General features: G+C 74.7%; 20 protein-coding genes and 1 pseudogene. 16 read left to right on the forward strand and 5 right to left on the reverse strand.

The window, feature by feature from the left end; genetic code table 11:
- From RVR_RS27020 to RVR_RS27030, 3 genes are all read left to right on the forward strand, one after another.
- The gene (locus RVR_RS27020; protein WP_202239251.1) at nucleotides 1-1,395 is read left to right on the forward strand and encodes an NAD(P)/FAD-dependent oxidoreductase; all 1,395 of its coding nucleotides are present in this window, start codon (nucleotides 1-3) and stop codon (nucleotides 1,393-1,395) included.
- A 140-nt stretch (nucleotides 1,396-1,535) separates the two neighbouring features.
- Nucleotides 1,536-1,985 (forward strand): hypothetical protein, encoded by a 450-nt coding sequence (locus RVR_RS27025; RefSeq protein ID WP_202236491.1) that lies wholly within the window; start codon nucleotides 1,536-1,538, stop codon nucleotides 1,983-1,985.
- Between the two features lie 94 nt (nucleotides 1,986-2,079).
- Nucleotides 2,080-3,585, forward strand: a complete 1,506-nt coding sequence (locus RVR_RS27030; RefSeq protein WP_202236492.1) for a CoA-acylating methylmalonate-semialdehyde dehydrogenase — start codon at nucleotides 2,080-2,082, stop codon at nucleotides 3,583-3,585.
- Here the strand turns inward: RVR_RS27030 and RVR_RS27035 are convergent.
- Both RVR_RS27035 and gabT read right to left on the reverse strand, forming a co-directional pair.
- Nucleotides 3,557-4,156: a phosphatase PAP2 family protein gene (locus RVR_RS27035; RefSeq protein WP_237404986.1), complete on the reverse strand. Its 600-nt coding sequence runs from the start codon at nucleotides 4,154-4,156 to the stop codon at nucleotides 3,557-3,559. The two genes, RVR_RS27030 and RVR_RS27035, sit on opposite strands and share 29 nt — an antisense overlap.
- A gap of 438 nt (nucleotides 4,157-4,594) precedes the next feature.
- Complete coding sequence (gabT, locus tag RVR_RS27040) at nucleotides 4,595-5,926, reverse strand: 4-aminobutyrate--2-oxoglutarate transaminase (protein WP_202236494.1); 1,332 nt, start codon at nucleotides 5,924-5,926, stop codon at nucleotides 4,595-4,597.
- 227 nt (nucleotides 5,927-6,153) lie between these two features.
- On the opposite strand from gabT, the gene RVR_RS27045 reads away from it, so the two are divergent.
- The 9 genes and pseudogenes from RVR_RS27045 (at nucleotide 6,154) to RVR_RS27085 (ending at nucleotide 19,427) form a co-directional block, all read left to right on the forward strand.
- A complete protein-coding gene (locus RVR_RS27045; RefSeq protein ID WP_237404987.1) occupies nucleotides 6,154-8,526 on the forward strand; it encodes a type IV secretory system conjugative DNA transfer family protein in 2,373 nt (790 codons plus the stop codon).
- Between the two features lie 82 nt (nucleotides 8,527-8,608).
- Entirely contained in the window at nucleotides 8,609-10,201 is a 1,593-nt protein-coding gene (locus tag RVR_RS27050) for a PucR family transcriptional regulator (protein WP_202236495.1), read from the forward strand.
- A 250-nt stretch (nucleotides 10,202-10,451) separates the two neighbouring features.
- Entirely contained in the window at nucleotides 10,452-11,912 is a 1,461-nt protein-coding gene (locus RVR_RS27055) for an aldehyde dehydrogenase family protein (RefSeq protein ID WP_202236496.1), read from the forward strand.
- Between the two features lie 151 nt (nucleotides 11,913-12,063).
- On the forward strand, nucleotides 12,064-13,986 hold the full coding sequence (locus tag RVR_RS27060) for an acyl-CoA dehydrogenase family protein (RefSeq protein WP_202236497.1): 1,923 nt from the start codon (nucleotides 12,064-12,066) through the stop codon (nucleotides 13,984-13,986).
- Between the two features lie 229 nt (nucleotides 13,987-14,215).
- Nucleotides 14,216-15,466 (forward strand): 1-deoxy-D-xylulose-5-phosphate reductoisomerase, encoded by a 1,251-nt coding sequence (gene dxr / locus RVR_RS27065; RefSeq protein ID WP_202236498.1) that lies wholly within the window; start codon nucleotides 14,216-14,218, stop codon nucleotides 15,464-15,466.
- Nucleotides 15,463-16,518: pseudogene (locus RVR_RS27070) on the forward strand (M50 family metallopeptidase); the annotation flags it as partial. The gene dxr and the pseudogene RVR_RS27070, both read left to right, overlap by 4 nt.
- Before the next feature lie 85 nt (nucleotides 16,519-16,603).
- Entirely contained in the window at nucleotides 16,604-17,758 is a 1,155-nt protein-coding gene (gene ispG, locus RVR_RS27075) for a flavodoxin-dependent (E)-4-hydroxy-3-methylbut-2-enyl-diphosphate synthase (RefSeq protein ID WP_202236500.1), read from the forward strand.
- Nucleotides 17,759-17,891: 133 nt separating this feature from the next.
- Nucleotides 17,892-18,737 carry a GNAT family N-acetyltransferase gene (locus tag RVR_RS27080; RefSeq protein ID WP_202236501.1) on the forward strand — a complete coding sequence of 282 codons (846 nt, stop codon included), beginning with the start codon at nucleotides 17,892-17,894 and terminating at the stop codon, nucleotides 18,735-18,737.
- A gap of 144 nt (nucleotides 18,738-18,881) precedes the next feature.
- A complete protein-coding gene (locus tag RVR_RS27085; protein WP_202236502.1) occupies nucleotides 18,882-19,427 on the forward strand; it encodes a GNAT family N-acetyltransferase in 546 nt (181 codons plus the stop codon).
- A gap of 37 nt (nucleotides 19,428-19,464) precedes the next feature.
- On the opposite strand, the gene RVR_RS27090 is transcribed toward RVR_RS27085, so the two are convergent.
- The 3 genes from RVR_RS27090 to RVR_RS27100 are packed head-to-tail and all read right to left on the reverse strand — an operon-like array spanning nucleotide 19,465 to nucleotide 21,415.
- A complete protein-coding gene (locus RVR_RS27090; protein WP_202236503.1) occupies nucleotides 19,465-20,424 on the reverse strand; it encodes an aminoglycoside phosphotransferase family protein in 960 nt (319 codons plus the stop codon).
- Between the two features lie 42 nt (nucleotides 20,425-20,466).
- Nucleotides 20,467-20,886, reverse strand: a complete 420-nt coding sequence (locus RVR_RS27095; protein WP_202236504.1) for a ferritin-like domain-containing protein — start codon at nucleotides 20,884-20,886, stop codon at nucleotides 20,467-20,469.
- Nucleotides 20,887-20,893: 7 nt separating this feature from the next.
- Nucleotides 20,894-21,415: a hypothetical protein gene (locus tag RVR_RS27100; RefSeq protein ID WP_202236505.1), complete on the reverse strand. Its 522-nt coding sequence runs from the start codon at nucleotides 21,413-21,415 to the stop codon at nucleotides 20,894-20,896.
- A 138-nt stretch (nucleotides 21,416-21,553) separates the two neighbouring features.
- Here RVR_RS27100 and rimP point away from each other — a divergent pair, with 138 nt between their 5' ends.
- The 4 genes from rimP (at nucleotide 21,554) to infB (ending at nucleotide 26,800) form a co-directional block, all read left to right on the forward strand.
- Nucleotides 21,554-22,150, forward strand: a complete 597-nt coding sequence (gene rimP / locus RVR_RS27105) for a ribosome maturation factor RimP (protein WP_202236506.1) — start codon at nucleotides 21,554-21,556, stop codon at nucleotides 22,148-22,150.
- Between the two features lie 2 nt (nucleotides 22,151-22,152).
- Entirely contained in the window at nucleotides 22,153-23,136 is a 984-nt protein-coding gene (gene nusA / locus RVR_RS27110) for a transcription termination factor NusA (protein ID WP_202236507.1), read from the forward strand.
- Between the two features lie 106 nt (nucleotides 23,137-23,242).
- Nucleotides 23,243-23,521: a YlxR family protein gene (locus tag RVR_RS27115; RefSeq protein ID WP_202236508.1), complete on the forward strand. Its 279-nt coding sequence runs from the start codon at nucleotides 23,243-23,245 to the stop codon at nucleotides 23,519-23,521.
- A 177-nt stretch (nucleotides 23,522-23,698) separates the two neighbouring features.
- Complete coding sequence (gene infB, locus RVR_RS27120; RefSeq protein ID WP_202236509.1) at nucleotides 23,699-26,800, forward strand: translation initiation factor IF-2; 3,102 nt, start codon at nucleotides 23,699-23,701, stop codon at nucleotides 26,798-26,800.
- Nucleotides 26,801-26,851: the final 51 nt, after the last annotated feature.

A 26,851-nucleotide genomic window follows, 5' to 3' on the forward strand; every position in this document is an offset into this window, starting at 1 on the left:
GTGGACGCCGCCCGCGCCCTCGCCTCCGTCCGCCCGGTGCCGTACTGGCTCGACGACCCGGCGCGCCCGGAGGCCGAACCGGCGCTGTCCGGCGTGGAGCACTGCGACCTGCTGGTGGTCGGCGGCGGCTACAGCGGGCTGTGGACCGCGCTGCTGGCCAAGGAGCGCGACCCGGGCCGGGACGTGGTGCTGATCGAGGGCGGCAGGATCGGCGCGGCCGCCTCCGGCCGCAACGGCGGCTTCTGCGCGGCCAGCCTCACCCACGGATTCGCCAACGGACTCGCGCGCTGGCCCGACGAGTTCGCCGCCCTGCAGGAACTCGGCGCGCGCAACCTCGACGCCATCGAGGACGCGGTGCGGCGCCACGGCCTGGACTGCGAGTTCGAGCGGACCGGCGAGATCGACGTGGCCACCGCCCCGTACCAGGTCGACGAGCTGCGCCAGGCGCACGCCACCGCGCGGCGGCACGGCGTCGACCTGGAGTTCCTCGACCGCGACCAGGTGCGCGCCGAGGTCGACTCGCCCACCTTCCACGCCGGGCTGTACGACCGGCGCGGCGTCGCCCTGGTCCACCCGGCCAAGCTCGCCTGGGGCCTGCGGCACGCCGCCGACCGGGCCGGGGTGCGGATCTACGAGCACACCCCCGCCCTGTCCCTGGTCCGCTACGGCGCCGCCCTCGCGGTGCGCACCCCCTACGGCCGGGCGCTGGCCCACCACGTGGCGCTGGGCACCGGCGTGTTCCCCTCGCTGCTGCGCCGGACCCGGCGCCACACCGTGCCGGTCTACGACTACGCCCTGACCACCGAGCCGCTCACCGCCGAACAGCGCGCCGCGATCGGCTGGCGCGGCCGGCAGGGGCTGGGCGACAGCGCCAACCGCTTCCACTACTTCCGGCTCACCGCCGACGGCCGGGTGCTGTGGGGCGGCTACGACGCGGTCTACCCGCGCGGCGGCCGGATGAGCGCCGCCTACGACCAGCGGCCGGAGACGTACCTGCGGCTGGCCCGGCACTTCTTCGCGTGCTTCCCGCAGTTGGAGGGGGTCAGGTTCAGCCACGCCTGGGGCGGCGCCATCGACACCTGCACCCGCTTCTCGGCGTTCTTCGGCACCGGGTTCGGCGGCCGGGTCGCCTACGCGGCCGGGTACACCGGGCTCGGGGTCGGCGCCACGCGGTTCGGGGCCGAGGTGATGCTCGACCTGCTGGCCGGGCGGACCACCGAGCGCACCGCGCTCGCCATGGTCCGCCGGCGCCCGCTGCCCTTCCCGCCCGAGCCGCTGGCCACCGCCGCGATCGGGCTGACGCAGTGGTCGCTGGCGCGCGCCGACCGGGCCGCGGGGCGGCGCAACCTGTGGCTGCGCGCCCTGGACCGGGCCGGCCTCGGCTTCGACTCGTGAGCGGCCCGCCGCGCCGGCCCGCCGCGCGGTGTGAGGCGGGTCACAGCCGATGAGGGGCCGAACCCGCGTAATGAACCGGCCCCGACGCCCTCTCCCGTGTGACGGCACACGCCTCGCACGACGGACGGAGGGGTCCAAGGATGGCCGACACGGGCGCGAAGGGCGCGGTGGAGTGGCTGGCTTCGGTCGCGGACGACCCGCGGGGATGCAGACGGGAGTGGGAGCGCAGCCCGCTCGGCGTGGCGCTGCTGCCCGCCGGGCGGCAGTGGGACGTGCTGATCGTGCCGGTCCGGATCGGCTACCCCACCCTCGACGTGCTGACCCGGCTGATGGGCCGGACCGGCCCGGTGCTCGCCGACTTCGGCGAGGAGCGGATGGGCTTCTTCGTGCCGCCGGGCACCGCGGCGCGCTGGCTCGGCACCGGGGTGCGCGGCGCCGGCCGCGGCACCTGGATCGTGGTGCCCTACCCCGGCCGGCCGACCGGGGGAGTGCGCTGGCTGATCCCGCCGGACGGCACCGGGCACCTGACCGACCCGGTCGTGCTCGAACTCGCGATGCACGAGGCGGCCGCCCGGCTCGCCGGCGGCTGAGGGCGACCCGCCCCCGCCGTCGCGCCCGGGTCCTTGTGGCACCCCGCCGCCCGTGGCGACACTGGCGGCAGACGACGACGGAAGGGCTCACCCCGTGACGACCTCGACCTCGCACATCACGCACTGGATCGCCGGCCGCGCCTGGACGGGCACCGCCGAGCGGCACGGCGACGTCTACGACCCGGCCACCGGCCGCGTCACCGGGCGGGTGGACTTCGCCGGGCCCGACGTCGTGGACGAGGCGGTCGACGCCGCCACCGCGGCGTTCGGCGGCTGGCGCGACGCCTCCGTCGCCCGGCGCACCGGGGTGCTGTTCGCCTTCCGCGAGCTGCTCCACGCCCGCCGCGACGAGCTGGCCGCGCTGATCGTCTCCGAGCACGGCAAGGTGCACTCCGACGCGCTCGGCGAGGTCGCCCGCGGCCTGGAGGTCGTCGAGTACGCCTGCGGCATCCCGCAACTGGCCAGGGGCGCCTACACCGAGCAGGCGTCCACCGACATCGACGTCTACTCGCTGCGCCAGCCGCTGGGCCCGGTCGCGATCGTCTCGCCGTTCAACTTCCCCGCCATGGTGCCGATGTGGTTCTTCCCGCTCGCCATCGCCACCGGCAACACCGTCATCGTCAAGCCGTCCGAGAAGGACCCGTCCGCGGCGAACTTCCTCGCCGCCCTGTGGCGGGAGGCCGGCCTGCCCGACGGCGTGTTCAACGTCGTGCACGGCGACCGCGCCGCCGTCGACCGGCTGCTGGAGCACCCCGGCGTCAAGGCGGTCTCCTTCGTCGGCTCCACCCCGGTCGCCCGGTCCGTCTACGAGGCCGGCACCCGCCACGGCAAGCGCGTCCAGGCCCTGGGCGGTGCCAAGAACCACATGCTGGTGCTGCCCGACGCCGACCTCGACCTCGCCGCGGACGCGGCGGTCAACGCCGGCTACGGCGCCGCCGGCGAGCGCTGCATGGCGGTCTCCGTGCTGGTCGCGGTCGACCCGGTCGGCGACGACCTGGTGGCGCGGATCAAGCAGCGCATCGCCACCCTGACCGTCGGCCCCGGCTCGGCGCCCGGCTCCGCGATGGGCCCCCTGGTCACCGGCGCGCACCGGGACAAGGTCACCGGCTACCTCGACTCCGGCACCGCCGACGGCGCCGTGCTGGTCGCCGACGGCCGCAAGCACGCCGTGGACGGCGACCCCGGCGGCTTCTGGCTCGGCCCGACCCTCTTCGACCACGTCCGCCCCGGCATGTCCGTCTACGACGACGAGATCTTCGGCCCGGTGCTCTCCGTGGTGCGCGTGCCCAGCTACGACGCCGGGCTGGAGCTGATCAACGCCAACCCGTACGGGAACGGCACCGCGCTGTTCACCTGCGACGGCGGGGCGGCCCGGCGCTTCCAGCGCGAGGTGGAGGTGGGCATGGTCGGCATCAACGTGCCGATCCCGGTGCCGGTGGCGTACTACTCCTTCGGCGGGTGGAAGTCCTCGCTGTTCGGCGACGCGCACGCCTACGGCGAGGACGGGGTGCGCTTCTTCACCCGCGGCAAGGCCGTCACCCAGCGCTGGCCCGACCCCTCGCACGCGGGGCTCAACCTGGGCTTCCCGACCAACTCCTGACCGCCCCCGGCACCCGCTGCGCGGCCGCCACGGCCGCCAGCAGCGCCACCGCCAGGCACCAGCTCGCCAGCACGTCCAGCGGCCAGTGGAAGTCGCACCACACCAGCGCGACCCCCACCAGCAGCGCCAGCAGCGCGGTGCCGACGGCCAGCAGCACGCGCAGCGCCGTACGCCGCACGTACGGCAGCAGCACCAGTGCGGCCAGCCCGAACGCCACGGAGGAGGTCGCGGTGTGGCCGGACGGGAAGTAGCCGTAGTCCGGGTCGGCGCGCACCCGGCCCGGCGCCGGGCGGTCCACCGCCGACTTCACCCCGCCCACCACCACCGGGAGCAGGCACAGCGCCAGCGCCGCGGCGGCCGGCGGCACCCACCAGCGGCGCAGCCCCGCCCGGCGCCCCAGCCGGGCGGCCAGCAGCAGAGCGGCCAGTGACACCGGCACGGCCACCGCGATGTCGCCGAGGTCGCACAGGACGTGCGCGGCGCCGTCGAACCCCGGGTGCGCGGCGGCCGCCCGCCGCGCGGCGCGCAGCGCCCGCCAGTCGTCCGCGACCAGCCGGCCGCCGCTGGACACCTGCCAGGTCAGCAGGCAGAAGGCGGTGACGGCGAGGGCGAGGAGGCCGGCGAGCGCGGCGAGGGCCCGGAAAGGAGTCAGCCGCCCCGGAACAGGGGGGAGAGTTCCGGGGCGGCCAGGGCGATCGCCGTACCGTCCGTCCCGGGGGGTTTGGGACGAACGGCCAGCCGATCGGCGAGGATCACCGGGGCCAGAGGTCCCGGCGTTTTCGTGCGCGAGGGCACTGCTGCGCCGGTGATGGGGATTCATCGGCGCGGTGTCGCCCGCGGCCTCCTCACTGGGATTCGGCCACGTGCGGGGTGTTCCTCGGAAACCGTACGTCACAGGCGGCTCATCAGGGCCGCCGATCACCCGTCCGCCATCAGGCTCGCACACCTTCTTCACGACCCCGTCCCCCGTGTCCCACGGGCCACACCCGCCACACGGCACGTCTCACGTTCACACGCCGGCGAAGGCCGCCTCGATGATGTCCAGGCCCTCCCGCAACAGATCCTCGCCGATCACCAGGGGCGGCAGGAAGCGCAACACGTTCCCGTACGTGCCGCACGTCAGCACGACCAGGCCGGCCGCGTGGCACGCCTTGGCGACCGCGGTGGTCAGCGCCGGGTCCGGCTCCTTCGTGCCCGGCCGCACCAGCTCGACCGCGATCATCGCGCCCCGGCCGCGGACCTCGCCGATCGCCGGGAACTTCTCCTGCAGCGCGCGCAGCCGCGGCGTCATCACCTCGCCGATCCGCCGCGCCCGGGCCGGCAGGTCCAGCTCGCGCATCGTCTCGATCGCGCCGAGCGCGGCCGCGCACGCCACCGGGTTGCCGCCGTAGGTGCCGCCCAGGCCGCCGGAGTGCGCCGCGTCCATGATCTCCGCGCGGCCGGTCACCGCGGCCAGCGGCAGCCCGCCCGCGATGCCCTTCGCCGTGGTGATCAGGTCCGGCACCACACCCTCGTCCTCGCACGCGAACCACTGGCCGGTCCGGCAGAAGCCGGTCTGGATCTCGTCGGCCACGAACACGATGCCGTTGTCCCGGGCGAACTGCGCCATCCGCGGCAGGAAGCCCTTCGCGGGCTCGATGAAGCCGCCCTCGCCCGCGATCGGCTCGATCACGATCGCGGCGACGTGCTCGGCGCCGATCTGCTTGGTGATCATGTCGATCGCCTGGGCCGCGGCCTCCTCGGCCGCGTGCTCGGGCCCGGTCAGCCAGCGGTAGCCGTACGCCAGCGGCACCCGGTACACCTCCGGCGCGAACGGCCCGAAGCCCTCCTTGTACGGCATGTTCTTGGCGGTCAGCGCCATCGTGAGGTTGGTCCGGCCGTGGTAGCCGTGGTCGAACACCACCACGGCGGGGCGCCTGGTGTACGCGCGGGCGATCTTCACCGCGTTCTCCACCGCCTCCGCGCCGGAGTTGAACAGCGCGGACTTCTTCGCGTGGTCGCCCGGGGTGAGCGCGGCCAGCTCCTCGCACACCTCGACGTAGCCCTCGTAGGGCGTGATCATGAAACAGGTGTGGGTGAAGTCCGCGAGCTGGGCCGAGGCCCGCCGGACCACCGCCTCCGCGCTGTTGCCCACCGACGTCACGGCGATGCCCGAGCCGAAGTCGATCAGCCGGTTGCCGTCCACGTCCTCCACGATGCCGCCGCCCGCGCGGGACACGAACACCGGCAGCGTCACCCCCACCCCGTCGGCCACCGCGGCCGACTTGCGGGCCGCCAGCTCCCGCGACTTCGGTCCTGGTACCTCGGTGACGAGCCTGCGCTCCTGCGGAACTGTGGTCATGACGGCGCTCTCCCTACGTGTGCTGTGACGCTCCCCGGTTTTCTCCGGAGGGTAGGCGGGGCCCGGGGCACCCGCATACGCCGATAGGTAACACTGCGGGCCGCGGTTTCGCCGGTTCGGACAGTGCGCGCGGCGGCGCCGGAATACGCCAAGATCCTTTTGTCCACGTAGCGGCTCGACTACATTGTGCGCATCGGCGGCGATGATGGGGTGAGGGCAGGCGCGCGATGGATGCCAAGGACCGCAACACCCGTCCCCAGGGCGCCCCGTACGGGCAGCCCGCCCCGCCGCCCCGGCCGCCGAACACCCCGGTGCCGCGGCCGGCCGCGCCACCGCCCGCCCCGGCGCAGGCGCCGCCGCTGTCCGCGGTCGAGCGCTGGCTGCGCACCCCGCGCGTGTCGGACGCCCCCGGGATCTACGCCTACGGGCACGTGCCCCGGCCGCCGGACGACCCCGACCGGATGACCGACCGCAGGCTGATCGGCGGGGCGGTGCTGGCGCTGCTGTGCTGGTTCCTGCTGTGGTCGCTGATGAAGAACGGCTACGTCCCGCTCTGGAAGCGCCCGCTGACCATGCTCACCCCCGGTGCCTGGTGGCACGGCAGCCACCCCTCACGGATGGGCCAGTTCGCCGCCGCCTTCTACGAGTGCCTGTGGCTGGCACTGCTCACCCACTACTTCGCGAAGATCGGCAGTTGGCGGGAGGTGGGCCGGCGCTACCTGAGCGAGCCGCGCGCCCGGGCCGCCGCCGCCGCGGCGATCGGCGTGGCCGTCTGGGTGCTCAGCGACAAGAACGTCCTGCCGCTGATGTCGCTGATACTGCCGTTCTACCCGCCGTCGTCCTTCCAGCACGGCCAGCAGGCGGCGCTGCGCGTGCAGTACGAGGTCGACGTGATCGCCGCGCTGGTCGTGGCGGTCGCGGCCGCGAAGTACGGCCGCTGGGCCGACCTGCTGCGCGGGCGCACCGGGCCCGGCGGCCGGCAGCCGTACGCGCCCGGAGCCGTACCGAAGCAGGGCCCCGGCGAGCCCGCGGCGCTCCCCGCGCCGGCCGAGTGGGCGGAGCTGCGGGCGGCCGGGTACGCCGCGGTGGCCGACCGGCTCGCGCAGGACGTGCGCACCGGCCGGATGAACGACGTCGACTGCGCCCGGGTGCGCCGGGCATGGCAGGCGGTGCACCAGCGGCACGAGGGCGCGCAGGAGTTCGCGGACGGCGTGCTGCGGCTCGGCGGCGCCGCCATGGTGCACCCCTCCGGCGCCCGTGACGTGCCGCGGCGGACCGCCGACCACGACCTGCTCGGCGGCCAGGTGCGGATCGGCACGGGCGTGGAGGACAAGCGCAACGGCTACCAGTACCGCGGCGCGGGCATCGCCCTCGACCCGGGCGTGCTCGGCACCGGGCTGCTCGCCGTCGGGCCGCCCGGCGCCGGCAAGAGCCGACTGCTGATGCGCCCGGTGGTCGAGTCGCTGTGCCTCCAGGCGCTCGCCGGCCGCGCCGCGGTCGTCGCGGTCGCCGGCGCCGACGTGGACCTCGGCCCGGCCGAGGCGTACGACGTGGTGATCTCGCTCGCCGACCCCGCCTCGCGCTACGACCTCGACCTGTACGGCGGCACCACCGATCCCGACACGGCCGCCTGGCTGCTCGCCGAGGCGCTGACCGACGGACCGGAGACCGACCAGCGCCGCGCCGCCACCGCGCTGGGCCAGTTGCTGGGCCCCTACGCCGCCGCGCACGGCCGGTTCCCGCCGGTGCCGGTGCTGCGCGAACTGCTGGAGGGGCTGCCGCACGCCTTCGCCGCGCTGCGCGAGGCCGTCGACGCGGTGGGCATGCCGGGCCTGGTGCGCGAACTCGACGCCCGGGAGCGGCAGAGCGCCCGGCCCGGCGACATCGGCACCGCGCTCGCCGACCGGATCGGGGTGCTCGACCGGCCCGCGTTCGCCGGCTTCTTCGACACCTCGGGGCGCAGCCGGCCGTTCGCCATGCACGCGCTGGCGCACCCGCTGCGGGTCCGGGTGGAGCTGCCCGAACGCGGCCACGCCGAGGCGTCCCGCATCCTGGTGCGGCTGCTGCTCGCCCAGTTCACCGCCGCGGTCTCCGCCCGCCGGGACCGCTCGCTGTTCGCCTGCATCGTGGTCGACGACGCCGCCCAGGCGCTGTCGGAGGGGACGCTGCGGGCGCTGCCGTCCCTGCGCGGCCTCAACGCCGGCGCGCTGTTCGGGCTGCGCTCGCTGGACGCGCTGCCGGAGGGGCTGCGCGGGGCGGTGGTCGGCGCGGTCGGCTGCCGGATGGTGTTCGCGGGCGTCTCGCCGCGCGACGGCCGGTTCTTCTCCGAGACGTGGGGCACCATGCGGGTGCAGACCCGCGACGTCACCCGGACCCCCGACCAGTCCGGCGGGCTGCCCCGGCGGCTGAGCCGCGGCGTACGGCGGCTGTTCACCGGAGAGGTCGTCACCACCGAGTCGGTCACCGTCCGCGAGGTGGAGCGGGAGCGCTGGTCGGCCGCCGACCTCTCCCATCAGGTTCCCGTGGGGCACGCGGTGGTGTCGCTGACCACGACCACGGGCGAGCACGCGCCACCCGTGCTGGTCGACCTGCGCACGTGAGGGGGTGCGGTACGGTGCGGGGGAATCCAGGGTGCCGGCGGCCGGTCGGCGGGCCTGCGTCCTCGAACGGCACCAGGTAGGCATGCCTCTCACGCTCGCGTCGCTCGCGCACCACACGTCGCTCAGGCTCACCGCGCTCGCCGCGGGCGAGCGGCTCGGCGCGCAGGTGCGCTGGGTGCACACCAGCGAGCTGGAGGACCCCGCGCCCTACCTGGAGGGCGGCGAACTCCTCCTCACCACCGGCCTGAAGCTGGACACGGCCGACACCGGGGCGGTGGCCGCCTACGTGCGGCGGCTGGCGGCGGCCGGCGTGGTCGGGCTCGGGTTCGGCGTCGGCGTGGGCCACGACGAGGTGCCGCGGGCGCTGGTCGAGGCCGCGCAGGAGGCCGGCCTGCCCCTGCTGGAGGTGCCGCGGGCCACGCCCTTCATCGCGATCAGCAAGGCGGTGTCGGCGGCGGTGGCCGCCGACCGGTACCAGGCGGTGACGGCCGGCTTCGAGGCGCAGCGGGAGCTCACCAGGGCGGCGCTGGCGCCCGACGGGACCGCCGCGCTGCTGGCCCGGCTGGCCGCGCACCTCAACGGCTGGGCGGCGCTGTACGACGCGTCCGGCGCGGTACTGGCCGCGGCACCGGAGTGGGCGGGGCGCAGGGCCGCGCGGCTGGGCGGCGAGATCGACCGGCTGCGGGCCGTGCCGGCGCCCGCGAGCGCGGCGGTGGCCGGCCCGGCCGGCAGCGAGGACCGGGTCGAGCTCCAGTCGCTGGGCACCGGGCGGCGGCCGCGCGGCTTCCTCGCGGTCGGCACCGAGGAGCGCCTCGACACCTCCGCGCGGTACGTCGTGCACGCCGCGGTCGCGCTGCTGACGCTGTCGCTCGAACAGTCCCGGGCCCTGGTCGCCGCCCAGGGCCGGCTCTCCGCGGCGCTGTTGCGGATGCTGCTGGCCGGCGAGACCGAGCACGCCCGCGCCACCGCCGGGCCGCTGTACGGCACGCTCCTGGACGCGCCGGTGCGGATGCTCGTCGCCGAGGCGGGCGGAAGCGCGGCCGGCGCACAGGCGCCGCTCGGGTCGGAGGCGCCGCAGGGCGTCGAGGCACCCGGGCTCCCCGAGGCGCTGGCGCTGCTGGCCGAGCGCACGGAGGCCGCCGCGGTCCGCGCCGCCGAACCCGTCCTGGTCGTCACCGAGGGCGAGCGGCTGATCGTGCTCGCGGCCGAGGGCGCCGCGGCGCTCACCGTGGCCGCCGACCTGGCCGGGGCCGAGGAGGGGGTGGCGGTCGGCGTGTCGGCGCCGGTCGATCCCGCCGACGCGCCCACCGCCCGCGGCCAGGCCGAACGCGCCCTCGCGGTGGCCCGGCGGCGCGGTGTGAACCTGGTCGAGCACGGCGAGGTCGGGGTCGGCTCGGTGGTCCCGCTGCTCGCCGACGACGCGGTGCGCGCCTTCGCGGAGGGGCTGCTGCGGCCGCTGCGGGAACACGACGCGACCTCGCGGGGGGACCTGGTGGCGTCGCTCGCCGCGTGGCTGGCCCGCCACGGCCAGTGGGACGCCGCCGCCGCGGACCTCGGCGTGCACCGGCACACCCTGCGGTACCGCATGCGGAGGGTCGAGGAGATCCTCGGGCGCTCCCTGGACGACCCGGACGTGCGCATGGAGCTGTGGCTCGCCCTCAAGACGGAGCAGTGAGACGGATCAGTGAGACGGAGCGGTGCGGGGGCGCCCCGGACCTTCCGGGGCGCCGGTGCCCGGTCCCCCAACCGACCGGGCACCCGGTGGGCGGCGGAGGTTCCACCGCGCGCTCGGCGGGCACGCCCCCCACTCCGGGGGTGATCGGGCGGTCCGGCGCGGGTCGCTGGCCAATCCGTAGCGGAGGACGGCGGTCGTGCTCCACCGCGGACAACAAAGCGCCCCGCACCTGCGAACTAGCGTGGGGCCCATGACGACCATAGACACAGCGCCGCACGCGTTCTGGCTCGCCGGCCGCCCGGTCCGCGGCGCGCAGGAGTTCGACGTGACCAGCTCGTGGGACGGCGGCCTGGTCGGCCGGGTCTCGGTCCCCGACGAGGAGCAGGTCGAGCAGGCCGTCGCGGCGGCGGCCGCGGCCACCGACGCGTTCGCGGCGACCCCCGCCCACGTGCGCGCCGCGGCGCTCGACCACGTGGCGAAGCGGCTCGCGGAGCGCGCCGGGGAACTGGCCGCGCTGATCACCGCGGAGAACGGCAAGCCGTTGAAGTGGGCACGCGGCGAGGTCGGCCGCGCGGTGTCGGTGTTCCGGCTCGCCGCCGAGGAGGCTCGGCGCTTCAACAGCGGCGAGGCGCAGCGCCTGGACACCGACCCGGGCGGCGTCGGCCGGCTGGCGCTGACCCGCCGCTTCCCGCGCGGCCCGGTGCTGGGCATCGCGCCGTTCAACTTCCCGCTGAACCTGGTCGCGCACAAGGTCGCCCCGGCGATCGCGGTCGGCGCGCCCATCATCCTCAAGCCCGCGCCGGCCACCCCGCTGTCCGCGCTGGTGCTCGGCGAGCTGCTGGCCGAGACCGAGGGGCTGCCGGAGGGCGCCTGGAGCGTGCTGCCGGTGCCGAACGACCGGATGCCCGAGCTGGTGCGCGACCCGCGGCTGCCGGTGATCTCGTTCACCGGGTCGGACACCGTCGGCTACCAGATCGCGGACTCGGTGCCGCGCAAGCACGTCACGCTGGAGCTGGGCGGGAACGCCGCGGCCGTGGTGCTCGCGGACTGGTCGAGCGAGGAGGACCTGGAGTGGGCGGCGACCCGGATCGCCACCTTCGCCAACTACCAGGCGGGCCAGTCCTGCATCTCGGTGCAGCGGGTCATCGCCGACGCCTCGGTGTACGACGCGCTCGCCGAGAAGGTCGTCGCCAAGGTGCGCGCCCAGGTCACCGGCGACCCGACCGACGAGGCCACCGACGTCGGCCCGCTGGTCAGCGAGGCGGCCGCGGAGCGCGTGGAGCAGTGGGTGGACGACGCCGTCGCCAAGGGCGCGAAGCTGCTCACCGGCGGCACCCGGGAGGGCGCGGCGTACGCGCCGACGGTGCTCGCCGAGCTGCCCGCCGACGCGGTGCTGGCCACCGCGGAGGCGTTCGGGCCGGTGCTGTCGCTGCACCGCGCCGACGGCGTGGCGGAGGCGTTCGCGGCCGTCAACGACTCGCGGTTCGGTCTTCAGACCGGCGTGTTCACCCACGACCTGCAGACCGCCTTCCGGGCCCACCGGGAGCTGGAGGTCGGCGGCGTGATCATCGGCGACGCGCCCTCCTACCGCGCCGACCAGATGCCCTACGGCGGGGTCAAGGACTCCGGGCAGGGCCGCGAGGGCGTCAAGTTCGCGATGGACGACTACACCTACGAGCGGGTGCTGGTGCTGACCGGGCTCGACCTGTAGCGGGCACCCGGCGGCCGCGCAGGCCGCCCGGGGCACGACGGCCGGGCCGCCGACAGCGCGTCGGCGGCCCGGCCGTCCTTCTGTGGCCGGTTCGCCCGATGTCGGATAGGACGGACACGTACACCGGTCCTCCCCGGAGGTGACGCCCACCGTGTCCGCACCCACCGCAACGCGCAACGTCTCGGAACGCGAGGCCCGGCAGGTCGCCGAGGCCGCCCGCGAGCAGGAATGGCACCGGCCCAGCTTCGCCAAGGAGCTGTTCCTCGGCCGGTTCCGGCTCGACCTGATCCACCCGCACCCGCTGCCCTCGCCCGAGGCGGTGGCGACGGGCGAGGCGTTCCTCGCCCGGCTCGGCGACTTCCTGCGGACCGAGGTGGACGCCGCCCGGATCGAGCGCGAGGCGCTCATCCCCGACGAGGTGGTGCGCGGTCTGAAGGAGCTGGGCGCCTTCGGCATGAAGATCGACACGGCCTACGGCGGCCTCGGCCTCACCCAGGTGTACTACAACAAGGCGCTGGCCATGGTCGGCTCGGTGAGCCCCGCGGTGGGCGCGCTGCTGTCGGCCCACCAGTCGATCGGCGTGCCACAGCCGCTGAAGATGTTCGGCACCCAGGAGCAGAAGGACGCCTTCCTGCCGCGCTGCGCGCGCACCGACATCAGCGCCTTCCTGCTCACCGAGCCGGACGTCGGCTCCGATCCGGCCCGGCTGGCCACCACGGCGGTGCCGGACGGGGACGACTACCTGCTCGACGGCGTCAAGCTGTGGACCACCAACGGCGTCGTCGCCGACCTGCTCGTGGTGATGGCCCGGGTGCCGCGGTCCGAGGGCCACCCCGGCGGCATCAGCGCCTTCGTGGTCGAGGGGGACGCCGAGGGCGTCACCGTGGAGCACCGCAACGCCTTCATGGGGTTGCGCGGCATCGAGAACGGCGTCACCCGCCTGCACCGGGTACGGGTGCCCGCGGCCCACCGGATCGGCCCCGAGGGCGCCGGCCTGAAGATCGCGCTCACCACCCTGAACACCGGCCGGCTCTCGCTGCCCGCGGCCTGCGTCGGAACGGCCAAGTGGTGCCTGAAGGTGGCCAGGGAGTGGTCGGCCGCCCGCGAGCAGTGGGGCAAGCCGATCGCCGAGCACGAGGCGGTCGGCGCGAAGATCGCCTACATGGCGGCCACCACGTTCGCCCTGGAGGCGGTGGTCGACCTCTCCTCGCAGATGGCCGACGAGGACCGCAACGACATCCGCATCGAGGCCGCGCTCGCCAAGCTCTTCGGCTCCGAGGCGGCCTGGAAGATCGCCGACGAGCTGGTGCAGGTCCGCGGCGGCCGCGGCTTCGAGACCGCCGACTCGCTCGCCGCCCGCGGCGAGCGCCCGATCCCCGCCGAGCAGATGCTGCGCGACCTGCGGATCAACCGGATCTTCGAGGGCTCCACCGAGATCATGCACCTGCTGATCGCCCGCGAGGCCGTGGACGCCCACCTGTCGGTCGCCGGCGACCTCATCGACCCCGACAGCACCCTTGCCGACAAGGCCAGGGCGGGCGCCAGGGCCGGCGGCTTCTACGCCCGGTGGCTGCCGAAGCTCGTCGCCGGTCCGGGCCAGCTTCCCACCTCCTACGCGGAGTTCGGCCGGCTCGCCGGACACCTGCGGTTCGTCGAGCGCGCCTCCCGCAAGCTCGCGCGCAGCACCTTCTACGCCATGTCCCGCTGGCAGGGCCGGATGGAGCTGAAGCAGAACTTCCTGGCCAGGATCGTGGACATCGGGGCCGAGCTGTTCGCGATGAGCGCGGTGTGCGTGCGCGCCGAGCACCTGGCCGCCCGGGGCGGGAACGGTGCGGCCGCCCGCGGGCTCGCCGACGCGTTCTGCCGCCAGTCCCGGATCCGGGTGGAGGAGCTGTTCGGCCGGCTGTGGACCAACACCGACGACGCCGACCGCCGCCTGGCCCGGGCGGTCCGCGACGGCGCGGTCGGCTGGCTGGAGGAGGGCATCGCGGACACCGGTGCGGAGGGCGCGTGGATCGCCGACGCGAGCCCGGGCCCGGCCACCACCGGGAACGTGCGGCGCCCGGTGCGCTGAGGAGCCGTACGCCCGCGGCCGGGGCGCCGCGCACCGCCGGTTCGGGCGGGTGCGGAGCCGCGCACAGCCTCCGGGCGTACGCTGGCCGGCGCCCCCTGCCGACCGGCGCACCGACCGGCGCACCGGGGCGCGTACCGACCACCCGCCTACACCGCCCGCCACCCGCCGCGACCCCGCCCGACCCGGGCCCGTGCGTGGGAGGGGGCCCGGGCAGGACACAATGACCTCCATGACGGACGCTCTCGCTGACCCGCACTACCGCCCGCACGTGCCCGCCGGACCCGACGACGGGCCCCGGGAGATCGTGATCCTCGGCTCGACCGGCTCGATCGGCACCCAGGCCATCGACGTGGTGCTGCGCAACCCCGACCGGTTCCGGGTGGTCGCGCTGTCCGCCGCGGGCGGGCGGGTCGCGCTGCTGGCCGAGCAGGCGCACCGGCTGGACGTGCGCACCGTCGCCGTCGCCGACGAGAAGGCGGTCCCCGCGCTGCGCGAGGCGCTGGCCGGGCACTACGGCGGCCGGCCGCTGCCGGAGATCCTCGCCGGGCCGCAGGCCGCCACCGAGGCCGCGGCCCTGCCGTGCCACTCCGTGCTGAACGGCATCACCGGCTCCATCGGCCTGCGGCCCACACTCGCCGCGCTGGCCGCCGACCGGGTGCTGATCCTCGCCAACAAGGAGTCGCTGATCGTCGGCGGCCCGCTGGTGAAGGCGCTCGCCAAGCCCGGCCAGGTCGTGCCGGTCGACTCCGAGCACTCCGCGCTCTTCCAGGCGCTGCTGGGCGGTGCCCGCGCCGAGGTCCGCAAGCTGGTCGTCACCGCCTCCGGCGGGCCGTTCCGCGGCCGCACCCGCGCCGAACTGGCCGGTGTCACCGTCGAGCAGGCGATGGCCCACCCGACCTGGGACATGGGGCCGGTGGTGACGATCAACTCCGCGACCCTGGTCAACAAGGGCCTGGAGGTCATCGAGGCGCACCTGCTCTTCGACGTCCCCTTCGACCGGATCGAGGTCGTCGTCCACCCGCAGTCCTACATTCACTCGATGGTGGAGTTCACCGACGGCTCCACCCTCGCGCAGGTCAGCCCGCCCGACATGCGGATGCCGATCGCGCTGGGCCTGGGCTGGCCGCACCGGGTGCCGGACGCCGCGCCGGGCGTCGACTGGACGAAGGCGGCCACCTGGGAGTTCTTCCCGCTCGACGACGACGCGTTCCCCTCCGTCGCACTGGCCCGACATGTCGGTAGCCTCGGGGGCACCGCGCCCGCGGTGTTCAACGCGGCCAACGAGGAATGCGTCGAAGCCTTCCGCGCCGGCCGGCTGCCGTTCACCGGGATCGTGGACACCGTCGCCAAGGTCGTCGAGGAGCACGGCACACCGGCGTCGGGAACTCGGCTGCGGGTCGAGGACGTCCTCGAAGCGGAGACCTGGGCGCGGGCCCGGGCCGGCGAACTGGCGCAAGCAACGGAGGCAGCAGGCGTATGACGGCACTCATGACGGTCCTCGGCATAGTCGTCTTCGCCGTCGGTCTGATGATCTCCATCGCGTGGCACGAGCTGGGCCACCTGATGTGGGCCAAGATCTTCAGGATCCGCGTGCCGCAGTACATGGTCGGCTTCGGCCCCACGCTGTGGTCGCGGCGCAAGGGCGACACCGAGTACGGCTTCAAGGCGATCCCGCTGGGCGGCTACATCCGGATGATCGGCATGTTCCCGCCCGGCGAGGACGGCCGGGTCACCGCCCGCTCCACCTCGCCGTGGCGCAGCATGATCGAGGACGCCAGGACCGCCGCGTACGAGGAGCTCCAACCGGGCGACGAGACGCGGATGTTCTACACGCGCAAGCCGTGGAAGCGCGTGATCGTCATGTTCGCCGGGCCGTTCATGAACCTCGTGCTCGCCGTCGCGCTCTTCCTCACCGTCTTCATGGGCTTCGGCATCAGCATGTCGACGACCGTGGTCGGCCAGGTCAGCGACTGCGTGATCTCGCAGGCCGACACCTCGCACCGCGACCCGGACAACCCGTGCCGCCCCACCGACCCGGTCGCGCCCGCCAAGACCGCCGGCCTCAAGGCGGGCGACAAGTTCGTGGAGTTCGACGGCAAGCCGGTCAAGAGCTGGTCGGAGCTGTCCGAGGACATCCGCAAGGGCGCCGGCCCGGCGACGATCGTGGTGCTGCGCGACGGCCGGCGGGTCACCCTGCACCCGGACATCACCACCAACACGGTGGCCAGGACCGACAGCGACGGGAACCCGACCGACGGCGACCCGGTGAAGGCCGGCTTCCTCGGCTTCAGCCCGGCCAGCCACATCCAGCCGCTCGGCTTCGCCGACTCCGTGGACCACATGGGCGACATGGCCAGGCAGGGCGTGGACTCGCTGGTGTCGCTGCCCCAGCGCATCCCCGACCTGTGGAACGCCGCCTTCCACCACGCCCCGCGCAAGGCCGACTCGCCGATGGGCGTGGTCGGCGCGGCCCGGGTCGGCGGCGAGGTCTTCGCGATGAAGGAACCGGCCATCGACCGGGTGGTGACGATGAGAGTCGCGGGCGCGGTGTCGTAATCTCGATGCCGGAGCCCGCTCACGCCGGGACCTCGTTCCACACCTTGGGGATGCCACGCAGATGACCGCGATTTCGCTCGGTATGCCGGATGTTCCGACCAAACTCGCCGACCGCCGCAAAAGCCGTCAGATCCAGGTCGGAAGTGTCGCGGTGGGCGGCGACGCGCCGGTCTCCGTGCAGTCGATGACCACCACCCGCACCTCCGACATCGGTGCCACCCTCCAGCAGATCGCCGAGCTGACCGCGTCCGGCTGCCAGATCGTCCGGGTCGCCTGCCCCACGCAGGACGACGCCGACGCGCTGGCCACCATCGCGAGGAAGTCGCAGATCCCGGTCATCGCCGACATCCACTTCCAGCCGAAGTACGTCTTCGCGGCGATCGACGCGGGCTGCGCGGCGGTCCGGGTCAACCCCGGCAACATCAAGCAGTTCGACGACAAGGTCAAGGAGATCGCCAAGGCCGCCTCGGCGGCGCGCGTGCCGATCCGGATCGGCGTCAACGCCGGCTCGCTGGACCGCCGGCTGCTGGAGAAGTACGGCAAGGCCACCCCGGAGGCGCTGGTCGAGTCCGCGCTGTGGGAGGCGTCGCTCTTCGAGGAGCACGACTTCCGCGACATCAAGATCTCCGTGAAGCACAACGACCCGGTGGTCATGGTCAACGCCTACCGGCTGCTCGCGCAGAAGTGCGACTACCCGCTGCACCTCGGCGTCACCGAGGCCGGTCCGGCCTTCCAGGGCACCATCAAGTCCGCGGTCGCCTTCGGCGCGCTGCTCGCCGAGGGCATCGGCGACACCATCCGGGTCTCGCTCTCGGCGCCGCCGGCCGAGGAGGTCAAGGTCGGCATCCAGATCCTGGAGTCGCTGAACCTGCGCCAGCGCCGGCTGGAGATCGTCTCCTGCCCGTCCTGCGGCCGCGCCCAGGTCGACGTCTACAAGCTCGCCGACCAGGTCTCCGCGGGTCTGGACGGCATGGAGGTCCCGCTGCGGGTCGCCGTCATGGGCTGCGTCGTCAACGGCCCCGGTGAGGCCCGCGAGGCCGACCTCGGCGTCGCCTCCGGCAACGGCAAGGGGCAGATCTTCGTCAAGGGCGAGGTCATCAAGACCGTGCCCGAGTCGCAGATCGTGGAGACCCTGATCGAGGAGGCCATGAAGCTGGCCGAGCAGATGGAGGCGGCCGGTGTCGCGTCCGGCGAGCCGCAGGTGAGCATCTCCTGACCGCACGCCTTCGGCCGGGTGCCGCGTCCGGCGTGCCGCACGCGACACCCGCCACGCCCGACCGCAGCCCCGTACGGTGCCCGCGGACCTCCTCGCCCGCCGAGGAGCCCGGCCCGTACGCTCAGGGGTGCCCGTGCTGACCCAACCGACCGCGCGCGTCCTCGAACCCGGCGACCTCGACGCCGCCCTCGCGGTGCTGGACCGCGACCCGGTCGCCAACGCCTTCGTCACCTCCCGGGTGAACATCGCCGGCCTCGACCCGTGGCGGCTCGGCGGCGAGATGTGGGGCTGGTACTCCGGCGGACGCCTCACCTCGCTGTGCTACGCGGGCGCCAACCTCGTGCCGATCTGCGCGACGCCCGAGGCGGTCAGCGCCTTCGCCGACCGGGCCCGCCGGGCCGGCCGCCGCTGCTCGTCGATCGTCGGCCCGGCCGAGGCGACCGCCGACCTGTGGGCGCGCCTCGAACCGTACTGGGGCCCGGCCCGGGAGATCCGTGCCCGGCAGCCCCTGATGACCACGCGCGCGCTGCCCGCCGACGTCGCCCCCGACCCGCTCGTGCGCCGGGTCCGGCGCAACGAGATGGAGGTGGTCATGCCCGCGTGCGTGGCCATGTTCACCGAGGAGGTCGGGATCTCGCCGCTGGCCGGCGACGGCGGGCTGCTGTACCAGGCACGGGTCGCCGAACTCGTCTCCGCCGGGCGGGCGTTCGCCCGGATCGAGAACGGCGAGGTGGTCTTCAAGGCGGAACTCGGCGCCGTCACCCGGCACACCTGCCAGATCCAGGGCGTCTGGGTCGCGCCCGCGTACCGCGGCCGCGGGCTGTCCGAGACCGGCATGGCCGCGGTGCTGCACTACGCCCTGCGCGACGTCGCCCCGGTCGCCAGCCTCTACGTCAACGACTTCAACACCCCCGCGCGCGCCGCCTACCGCCGTGTCGGCTTCACCGAGGTCGGCGCCCTGATGTCGGTCCTCTTCTGAGCCCCGCCCGCCTCGCGGCCCCCCAGGAGCGCCGCCCGGCGGGTGCCCCCGCCTCCCGGCACCGGCGCGCCCTCCGGCCCACTCAGGACACCGGGAGGGTTCCGGCGGGCGGGAGGCGATCGGGAGGCGATAAGGTCGCGCGTCATGGAGAACGTGGTGGTCCGCCCGTGCGCGCTCGCCGAGCACGTGGACGAGGCGCTGGCCGTGCAGGCGAAGGCGTTCGGGCTCGGCCCCGAAGAGGTCGCGATCCGCCGGCAGATCGTGCTGCGCCACCTGGCCTGCGCCGGCGCGCGGGCCTGGGCCGCGCACCACACGGTCGACGGCCGGATGGTCGGGTTCGTCTACGGCCTGCCCAACGACCGCGGGCACTGGTGGTCGAGCGTGGTCCAGCCGTACCTGCGGGCGCAGGACAACGACGGCTGGCTCGACGACTCCTTCGTGATCACCGAACTGCATGTGCTGCCCGACTTCCAGGCCCGCGGCATCGGCCGGCGGCTGATCACCGAGATCACCGACACCGCCACCGAGCCGCGCAGCATCCTCTCCGCGATCGACGGCGAGAGCCCCGCCCGGCACCTCTACCGCACCCTCGGCTACCGCGACCTGGCCCGCCCGGTGCACTTCCCCAGCGCCCCCCGCCCCTACGCGGTGATGGGCGCCCACCTCCCCCTGCCGCGCCCCCCGGCGTAGTCCCCCGCCGCCCGCCCGCGAAAAGGAGCGGCGGCGCTCACAGCCAGGTGGCGAACTCCAGGAGGAGTTCGGCGTCGGCGGTGTCGCCGACGGACAGGCTCCAGACACCCGCCTCGACCGCGCGGAAGCGCGACCAGCCGCGCAGCCGCTCGGGGTCCACCTCCACCGCGTCCGCGAGCTTCGCCAGGCGCCGCCGGGCCGCCGCCCGGGAGCCCGGCTGCGCGGCGAGGGTCGCGAGCCGGTCCCGCACGAGCCACGCCAGGTCGTAGGCCCGCTCGCCGACCAGCGGCTTGGGGTCGATCGCCAGCCACGGCAGGCGGTCCCCGGCGAGCACGTTCCCGTGGTGGAAGTCGCCGTGCAGCAGCACGGCCTCGGACGCGGTGCCGACCAGGTGCTCCCGGTCGGCCAGCGCCTCGTCGACCAGCGGCCGCGCGTCCTGCGCGTACGCCCGCTCCCGGCGCTCCCGCAGCAGCGGCACCAGCTCGCCGGTGTACTCCTCGACGGTGGTGAACGGGTGCCCGGCCCCGGGCGGCACCCACAGCCGCTGGAGCACCCCGGCCGCCTCCAGCATCGCCTTCGGCTCGGCCAGCGAGCGCAGCGACACGTCGGCGTGCAGCCGCTCCAGCAGCATCACGCCCTGCTCCGGGTCCGCCCGCAGCAGCCGCACCGCGCTGTGCCCGCCCCAGCACGCCAGCGCGGCGTGCTCCTGCGCGGTCTCCCGGTTGACCATGCCGACCTTGAGCACCGCCGGTGTGCCGTCGTCCGTGCGGACCAGCACGATCATGCTGATCTGGCCGCCGGCGGCGAAGACCCGCTCCGCGGTGAGCCCCCAGCGGTCGAGGTAGCCGGCGACCGTCTCCGGCAGCCGGGCCAGCCACCGCCGGCCGGCCTCCCCCTCCCAGGCGGTGACGGTGCGGGTGAGCCGCTCGGGCGGTTCGAGGACCACGCGCGCCGCCCGGCCGTCCTCGGCCCCGCCCTCGTGCGCCGCTGCGCTCATCGTGTCGCGATCCCTCCGTCGTGCGCCCCCGCGGCCCGCCGGTCAGCGCTCCTCGGCCACCCCGGGGAAGGCTACGCCGCCGCCGGTCCAGCGCACGGCACGCACCGCCGCCTCCCGCATCGCGGCCGCCGCGTCCTGCCGTATCCCGCCTATCGCGGCCGCCACCAGGTCGCCGTACGCGCCCGCGACGCGGTCCTCCAGGTATCCGGCCAGCCGCACCGCGCCGGCCGGCCCGGTCACCGCGAAGGGCAGGTCGTAGCCCGCGGCCGCGGCCACCGGGACCGCGCCCAGATCCGCCACGGTGCGGGCCATCACGTCGCGGCGGGCGCGGTGCGCGTCGTACGCCTGCTGCGCCTCGGCCCTGCGGGAGCCGGCCACCTGGCCGCCGACCACGCCGTATCCGTAGACGGCCGCGTGCTCGGCGGCGAGGGCGGCCTGCGCGGCGTCGACGATCGTGGTCATCCTGCGCTCACTTTCCGGCCGGGGAGCCGAGCAGGACCACGTGGCCGGCCCCGGCCGCGGCCACCGAGGCCAGCAGCCGGGCGAGGGCGCCCGGCGCGTCGAGCAGCGTGCGGGCCCTGCGGTCGGCGAGCGCGCGCTCGGCGGCGGCGAGCGCCGCCAGCGGCGCGGTGGGGGCGGAGGAGGACCCCGCGGGCGTGGGGGAGTCCGTTCCCCCGCCGTCGGACGCGGGCGCGGAAGCGGAAGCCGAAGGGGGCGCTGCGGCCGGCCGGCCCCCGAAGGCCCGCACGTGCGCGGCGGTGTCCGCGCGCAGCGGCGCGAGCCGCGCCGACAGCTCCGGACGGGCCGCGATCGCCGCGTCGTACCGCGCCAGCAGCGCCGCGCTGTCCCGGACCTCGCGCGCCTGGAGCGCCGCCTGCGCGCTGTCGGACCGCGTCGCCGCGGAGGCGCGGCCGCGGCCGCCGGAACACCCCGCCAGCACCCCGGCGGTCGCCATGGCCACGGCGCCACGCCGGGTCAGCTTCGGGATCATGACAGGGAGTGTAGGGGCAGTCGCCGGCATCCCGGCGGGCGCCCCGCGGCGCGTCCGGGGGCCTCCGGACTCGGGTAAAGTTCCGCTCAACACGCGACCTTCCATGACAACAGCAGACGCGGCCGAGGAGTCACCCGGATGAGCACCACCCAGAGCGAGAGGCTGCGCGCGCTGCTTGAGCCGCTGGTCGGCGAGGCGGGACTGGAGCTGGAAGAGGTCAAGGTGGCGGTGGCCGGCCGGCGCCGCCAGCTCATGGTGGTCGTGGACGCGGAGGACGGCGTGCAGCTCGACGCCGTGGCCGAGCTGAGCCGCGCGATGTCGCAGGCCCTCGACGCGTCCGACGCCATGGGCGACACCGAGTACGTCCTGGAGGTCAGCTCGCCCGGCACCGACCGGCCGCTGACCGAGCCGCGGCACTTCCGCCGCAACACCGGCCGCCTGGTCAAGCTCCAGCTCAAGGAGCGCGGCGAGCTGATCGCACGGATCATGGCGGTGGACGACGAGGGCCTGGACCTGGAGGTCCCGGGCGTCAAGGGCCGCAGGCCCAAGCCCGCCCGGGCGGACTTCGCCGAGATCGCCAGGGCCCGGGTCGAGATCGAGTTCAGCCGTAAGAGCGGCGCCGACGACGACAGTGACGACGACAGTGACGACGACAGTGACGGCGGCGGGGCGGACGACGAGGCGGACGACGGCGACGAGACCGTCGACGACGACGAGAACACTGAGGAGGCGTAGCCGTGGACATCGACATGAAGGCCCTGCGGGGCTTGGTGACCGAACGGCAGATCTCGTTCGACCTGCTGGTCGAGGCGATCGAGTCGGCACTCCTCATCGCGTACCACCGGGAGCCGGGCAGCCACCGCCGCGCGCGGGTCGAGCTGGACCGGACCAGCGGGCAGATCACCGTGTGGGCGACGGAGGACCAGGAGGAGGCGGGGGAGGGCGCCGAGCCGCGCGAGTTCGACGACACCCCCAGCGGCTTCGGCCGGATCGCCGCGTCGACCGCCAAGCAGGTGATCCTCCAGCGGCTGCGCGACGCCGAGGACGACGTCACCTTCGGGGAGTACGCCGGCCGGGAGGGCGACATCGTCACCGGCGTGGTCCAGCAGGGCAAGGACCCCAAGAACGTGCTGGTCGACATCGGCAAGCTGGAGGCGATCCTGCCCGTGCAGGAGCAGGTCCCCGGCGAGGACTACGGTCACGGCACCCGGCTGCGCGCCTACGTGGTGCGTGTCGCCAAGGGCACCCGCGGCCCCTCGGTCACCCTCTCGCGCACCCACCCGAGCCTGGTGAAGAAGCTCTTCGCCCTGGAGGTGCCCGAGATCGCCGACAACTCGGTGCTGATCGAGGCGATCGCCCGCGAGGCGGGCCACCGTACGAAGATCGCGGTCCGCTCCACCCGGTCCGGGCTGAACGCCAAGGGCGCCTGCATCGGCCCGATGGGGGCCCGGGTGCGGGCGGTGATGGCCGAGCTGCACGGCGAGAAGATCGACATCGTGGACTGGTCGGACGATCCCGCCGAGATGGTCGCCAACGCGCTGTCCCCGGCGCGGGTCTCCCACGTCGAGGTGGTGGACGCCGCCGCCCGGTCCGCCCGGGTGACCGTGCCGGACTACCAGCTGTCGCTGGCGATCGGCAAGGAGGGCCAGAACGCGCGGCTCGCCGCCCGCCTGACCGGCTGGCGGATCGACATCAGGCCGGACACCGAGCAGCAGGACTGACCCGCCGGGCCGGCACCGGCCGGGGCGGGACGGTGAGTTCCGGACGAACAACCGTACGTTGACCCACTCGAAGGAGTGAGGTTGGCGCGGGGAGGTAGACTTAGAGGTGTCTGGTCGGACGCTGACGCCAGCATGCCCGGAGCGAACGTGCATCGGCTGCCGTCAACGCGCGGCCAAGAGCGATCTGCTGCGTGTGGCGGTGAGCGGGGGCGCGTGCGTTCCCGATCTTCGCGGTACGCTGCCCGGTCGGGGTGCGTATCTGCATCCCGCCCTTGCCTGCCTCGACCTGGCGGTCCGCCGTCGGGCGTTCGCCCGGGCCTTCAGAGGACCGGTCGCGCCGGACACCGCGGAGTTGCGCCGGTACGTCGAGCAGGCAGCCCCGTAGCACCGGCAGAACCGTAGGCAGCACGACAGGAACGGCACGGGCACACCGTGCGGTCAGGTACCTCGCGAGATGGAAGTAGGTCGAGATTGCGATGAGCACTCGATGAGTACGCGATGAGTACGCCCATGAAGTAGCGACGGTCCGGTGGACGATCACCCCGGACCTAAAAGGAGCGAAGTGGCTAAGGTCCGGGTATACGAACTCGCCAAGGAGATGGGAGTCGAGAGCAAGGTCGTCATGGCCAAGCTCCAGGAACTCGGCGAATTCGTCCGTTCGGCGTCCTCGACGATCGAGGCGCCGGTTGTCCGCAAACTGACTGACGCTTTCCAGGGACCCGGCGGCGGCGCCGGCAAGTCCGCTGCGAAGCCCTCCGCGCCGCGCAAGGCGGCGCCCTCCCCGGCGGCAGGCCGTCCGGGGCCCAAGCCGGCAGGCCCCGCCCAGGGCACGTCGGCCCGTCCGGCTGCCCCGGCCCCGAAGCCGGCCGGCGGCCCGACCACCCCTGCCGGTCCGAGCGGCGGCCCCGCGCAGTCCGGGCCGCGTCCCGGCCCCCGGCCGACCCCCGGGCCCAAGCCCGCGCCGGCCGCGCCCGTGCCCGCCGCGGAGTTCCAGGCGCCCCCGTCGGCGCCCCCGGCCCCGGCCGCCGGCCAGCGTCCCGGCGCGCCGACCCCCGGTCCGCGTCCGGCCCGTCCGGCCCCGTCCGGTGGCCAGCGCGACGGTGGCCAGCGTGACGGCGGTCAGCGTGACGGCGGCCGCCCCGGCGGCAACCGGCCCGCGCCCGGCCAGGGCCAGGGCGGTGCCCGTCCCGGCGCCCCGCGCCCGGCCGGCCCGCGTCCCGGCAACAACCCGTTCACGTCCGGCTCCACCGGCATGCCGCGCCCCGGTGGCGCGGCGCGTCCCGGTGGCGGCCAGGGCGGTGCCCCGCGTCCCGCGGGTCCCGGCGGCGGCGCTCCGCGTCCCGGTGGCGCCCCGCGTCCCGGCGGCGGTCAGGGCGGCCCCGGCGGCGCCCGTCCCACCCCGGGCGGCATGCCCCGCCCGCAGTCCTCGGGCCCGCGCCCGAACCCGGGCATGATGCCCCAGCGCCCCGCGCCCTCCACGGGCGGGCGTCCGGGCGGTCCCGGTGGCCGTTCCGGCGGTCCCGGCGGGCGTCCGGGCGGCCCCGGCGGTCGTCCCGGCGGCGGTGGCGGCTTCGCCGGCCGTCCGGCCGGTCCCGGCGGCGGCGGTCGTCCCGGTGGCGGCGGCGGCTTCGGCGGTCCTCGTCCCGGTGGCGGTGCCCCCGGCGGCGGTGGCGGCTTCGGTCCGCGCCCCGGCGGCTTCGGCGGGCGTCCCGGCGGCCCGGGTGGCCGTGGCGGAACGCAGGGTGCCTTCGGCCGTGGTCCTGGCGGCCGTCCGGCCCGGGGCCGCAAGAGCAAGCGCCAGCGGCGCCAGGAGTACGAGGCCATGCAGGCCCCGTCCGTGGGCGGCGTGCTGCTGCCCCGCGGCAACGGCCAGACCGTGCGCCTGTCGCGCGGTGCCTCGCTCACCGACTTCGCCGAGAAGATCAACGCCAACCCGGCGTCGCTCGTCCAGGTGATGCTGAACCTCGGCGAGATGGTCACCGCCACCCAGTCGGTGTCCGACTCCACCCTGGAGCTGCTCGCCGGCGAGATGAACTACGTGCTGGAGATCGTCAGCCCGGAGGAGGAGGACCGCGAGCTGCTCGAGTCGTTCTCCATCGAGTTCGGTGAGGACGAGGGCGGCGAGGAGGCCCTGGTCTCCCGGCCGCCGGTGGTGACCGTCATGGGTCACGTCGACCACGGTAAGACCCGCCTGCTCGACGCGATCCGCAAGACCAACGTGGTCGCGGGCGAGGCCGGCGGCATCACCCAGCACATCGGCGCCTACCAGGTCGCCACCGAGGTCAACGGCGAAGAGCGCGCGATCACCTTCATCGACACCCCGGGCCACGAGGCGTTCACCGCCATGCGTGCCCGCGGTGCGAAGTCCACCGACATCGCGATCCTCGTGGTCGCGGCGAACGACGGTGTGATGCCGCAGACGATCGAGGCGCTCAACCACGCCAAGGCCGCGGACGTGCCGATCGTGGTCGCGGTCAACAAGATCGACGTCGAGGGCGCCGACCCGACGAAGGTGCGCGGCCAGCTCACCGAGTTCGGCCTGGTCGCCGAGGAGTACGGCGGCGACACCATGTTCGTCGACATCTCCGCCAAGCAGGGCCTGCACATCGACAGCCTGCTGGAGGCCGTGGTCCTGACCGCGGACGCCTCGCTCGACCTGCGCGCCAACCCGAAGCAGGACGCGCAGGGCATCGCGATCGAGGCGCACCTCGACCGCGGCCGCGGCGCCGTGGCGACCGTCCTGGTCCAGCGCGGCACCCTGCGGGTCGGCGACACCATGGTGGTCGGCGACGCGTACGGCCGGGTCCGGGCCCTGCTCGACGACAGCGGCGCCAGCGTGGAGGAGGCGGCCCCGTCGACTCCGGTCCTGGTGCTCGGTCTGACCAACGTGCCCGGCGCCGGCGACAACTTCCTCGTCGTGGACGAGGACCGCACGGCCCGGCAGATCGCCGAGAAGCGTGCCGCCCGCGAGCGGAACGCGGCGTTCGCCCGCAAGGGCCGCAGGTTCTCGCTAGAGAACCTGGACGAGGCGCTCAAGGCCGGTGAGGTGCAGGAACTCAACCTCATCATCAAGGGCGACGCGTCCGGTTCGGTCGAGGCCCTGGAGTCGGCACTGCTCCAGCTCGACGTCGGCGAGGAGGTCGACATCCGCGTGCTGCACCGCGGCGTGGGTGCGGTCACCGAGTCCGACATCAACCTGGCGACCGGCTCCGACGCCATCGTCATCGGCTTCAACGTGCGCGCCGCCGGGCGTGCCACCCAGATGGCCGAGCGCGAAGGCGTCGACGTCCGCTACTACTCGGTGATCTACCAGGCCATCGAGGAGATCGAGGCGGCGCTCAAGGGCATGCTGAAGCCCGAGTACGAGGAGGTGGAGCTCGGCACCGCCGAGATCCGGGAGATCTTCCGCTCCTCCAAGCTCGGCAACATCGCCGGTGTGCTGGTGCGCTCCGGCGAGGTCCGGCGCAACACCAAGGCCCGCCTGCTGCGCGACGGCAAGGTCATGGCGGAGAACCTCAACATCGAGGGCCTGCGCCGCTTCAAGGACGACGTGACCGAGATCCGTGAGGGTTACGAGGGCGGTATCAACCTCGGCAACTACAACGACATCAAGGTCGACGACGTCATCGCCACCTACGAGATGCGGGAGAAGCCGCGCGGCTGATCCCACGGCCCGCCGCCGCAAGGCGGCGGGCGGCACACCGGTCCGGGGCCG

Origin of the sequence: Streptomyces sp. SN-593, from assembly GCF_016756395.1 — a bacterium.
Lineage (GTDB): Bacteria > Actinomycetota > Actinomycetes > Streptomycetales > Streptomycetaceae > Actinacidiphila > Actinacidiphila reveromycinica.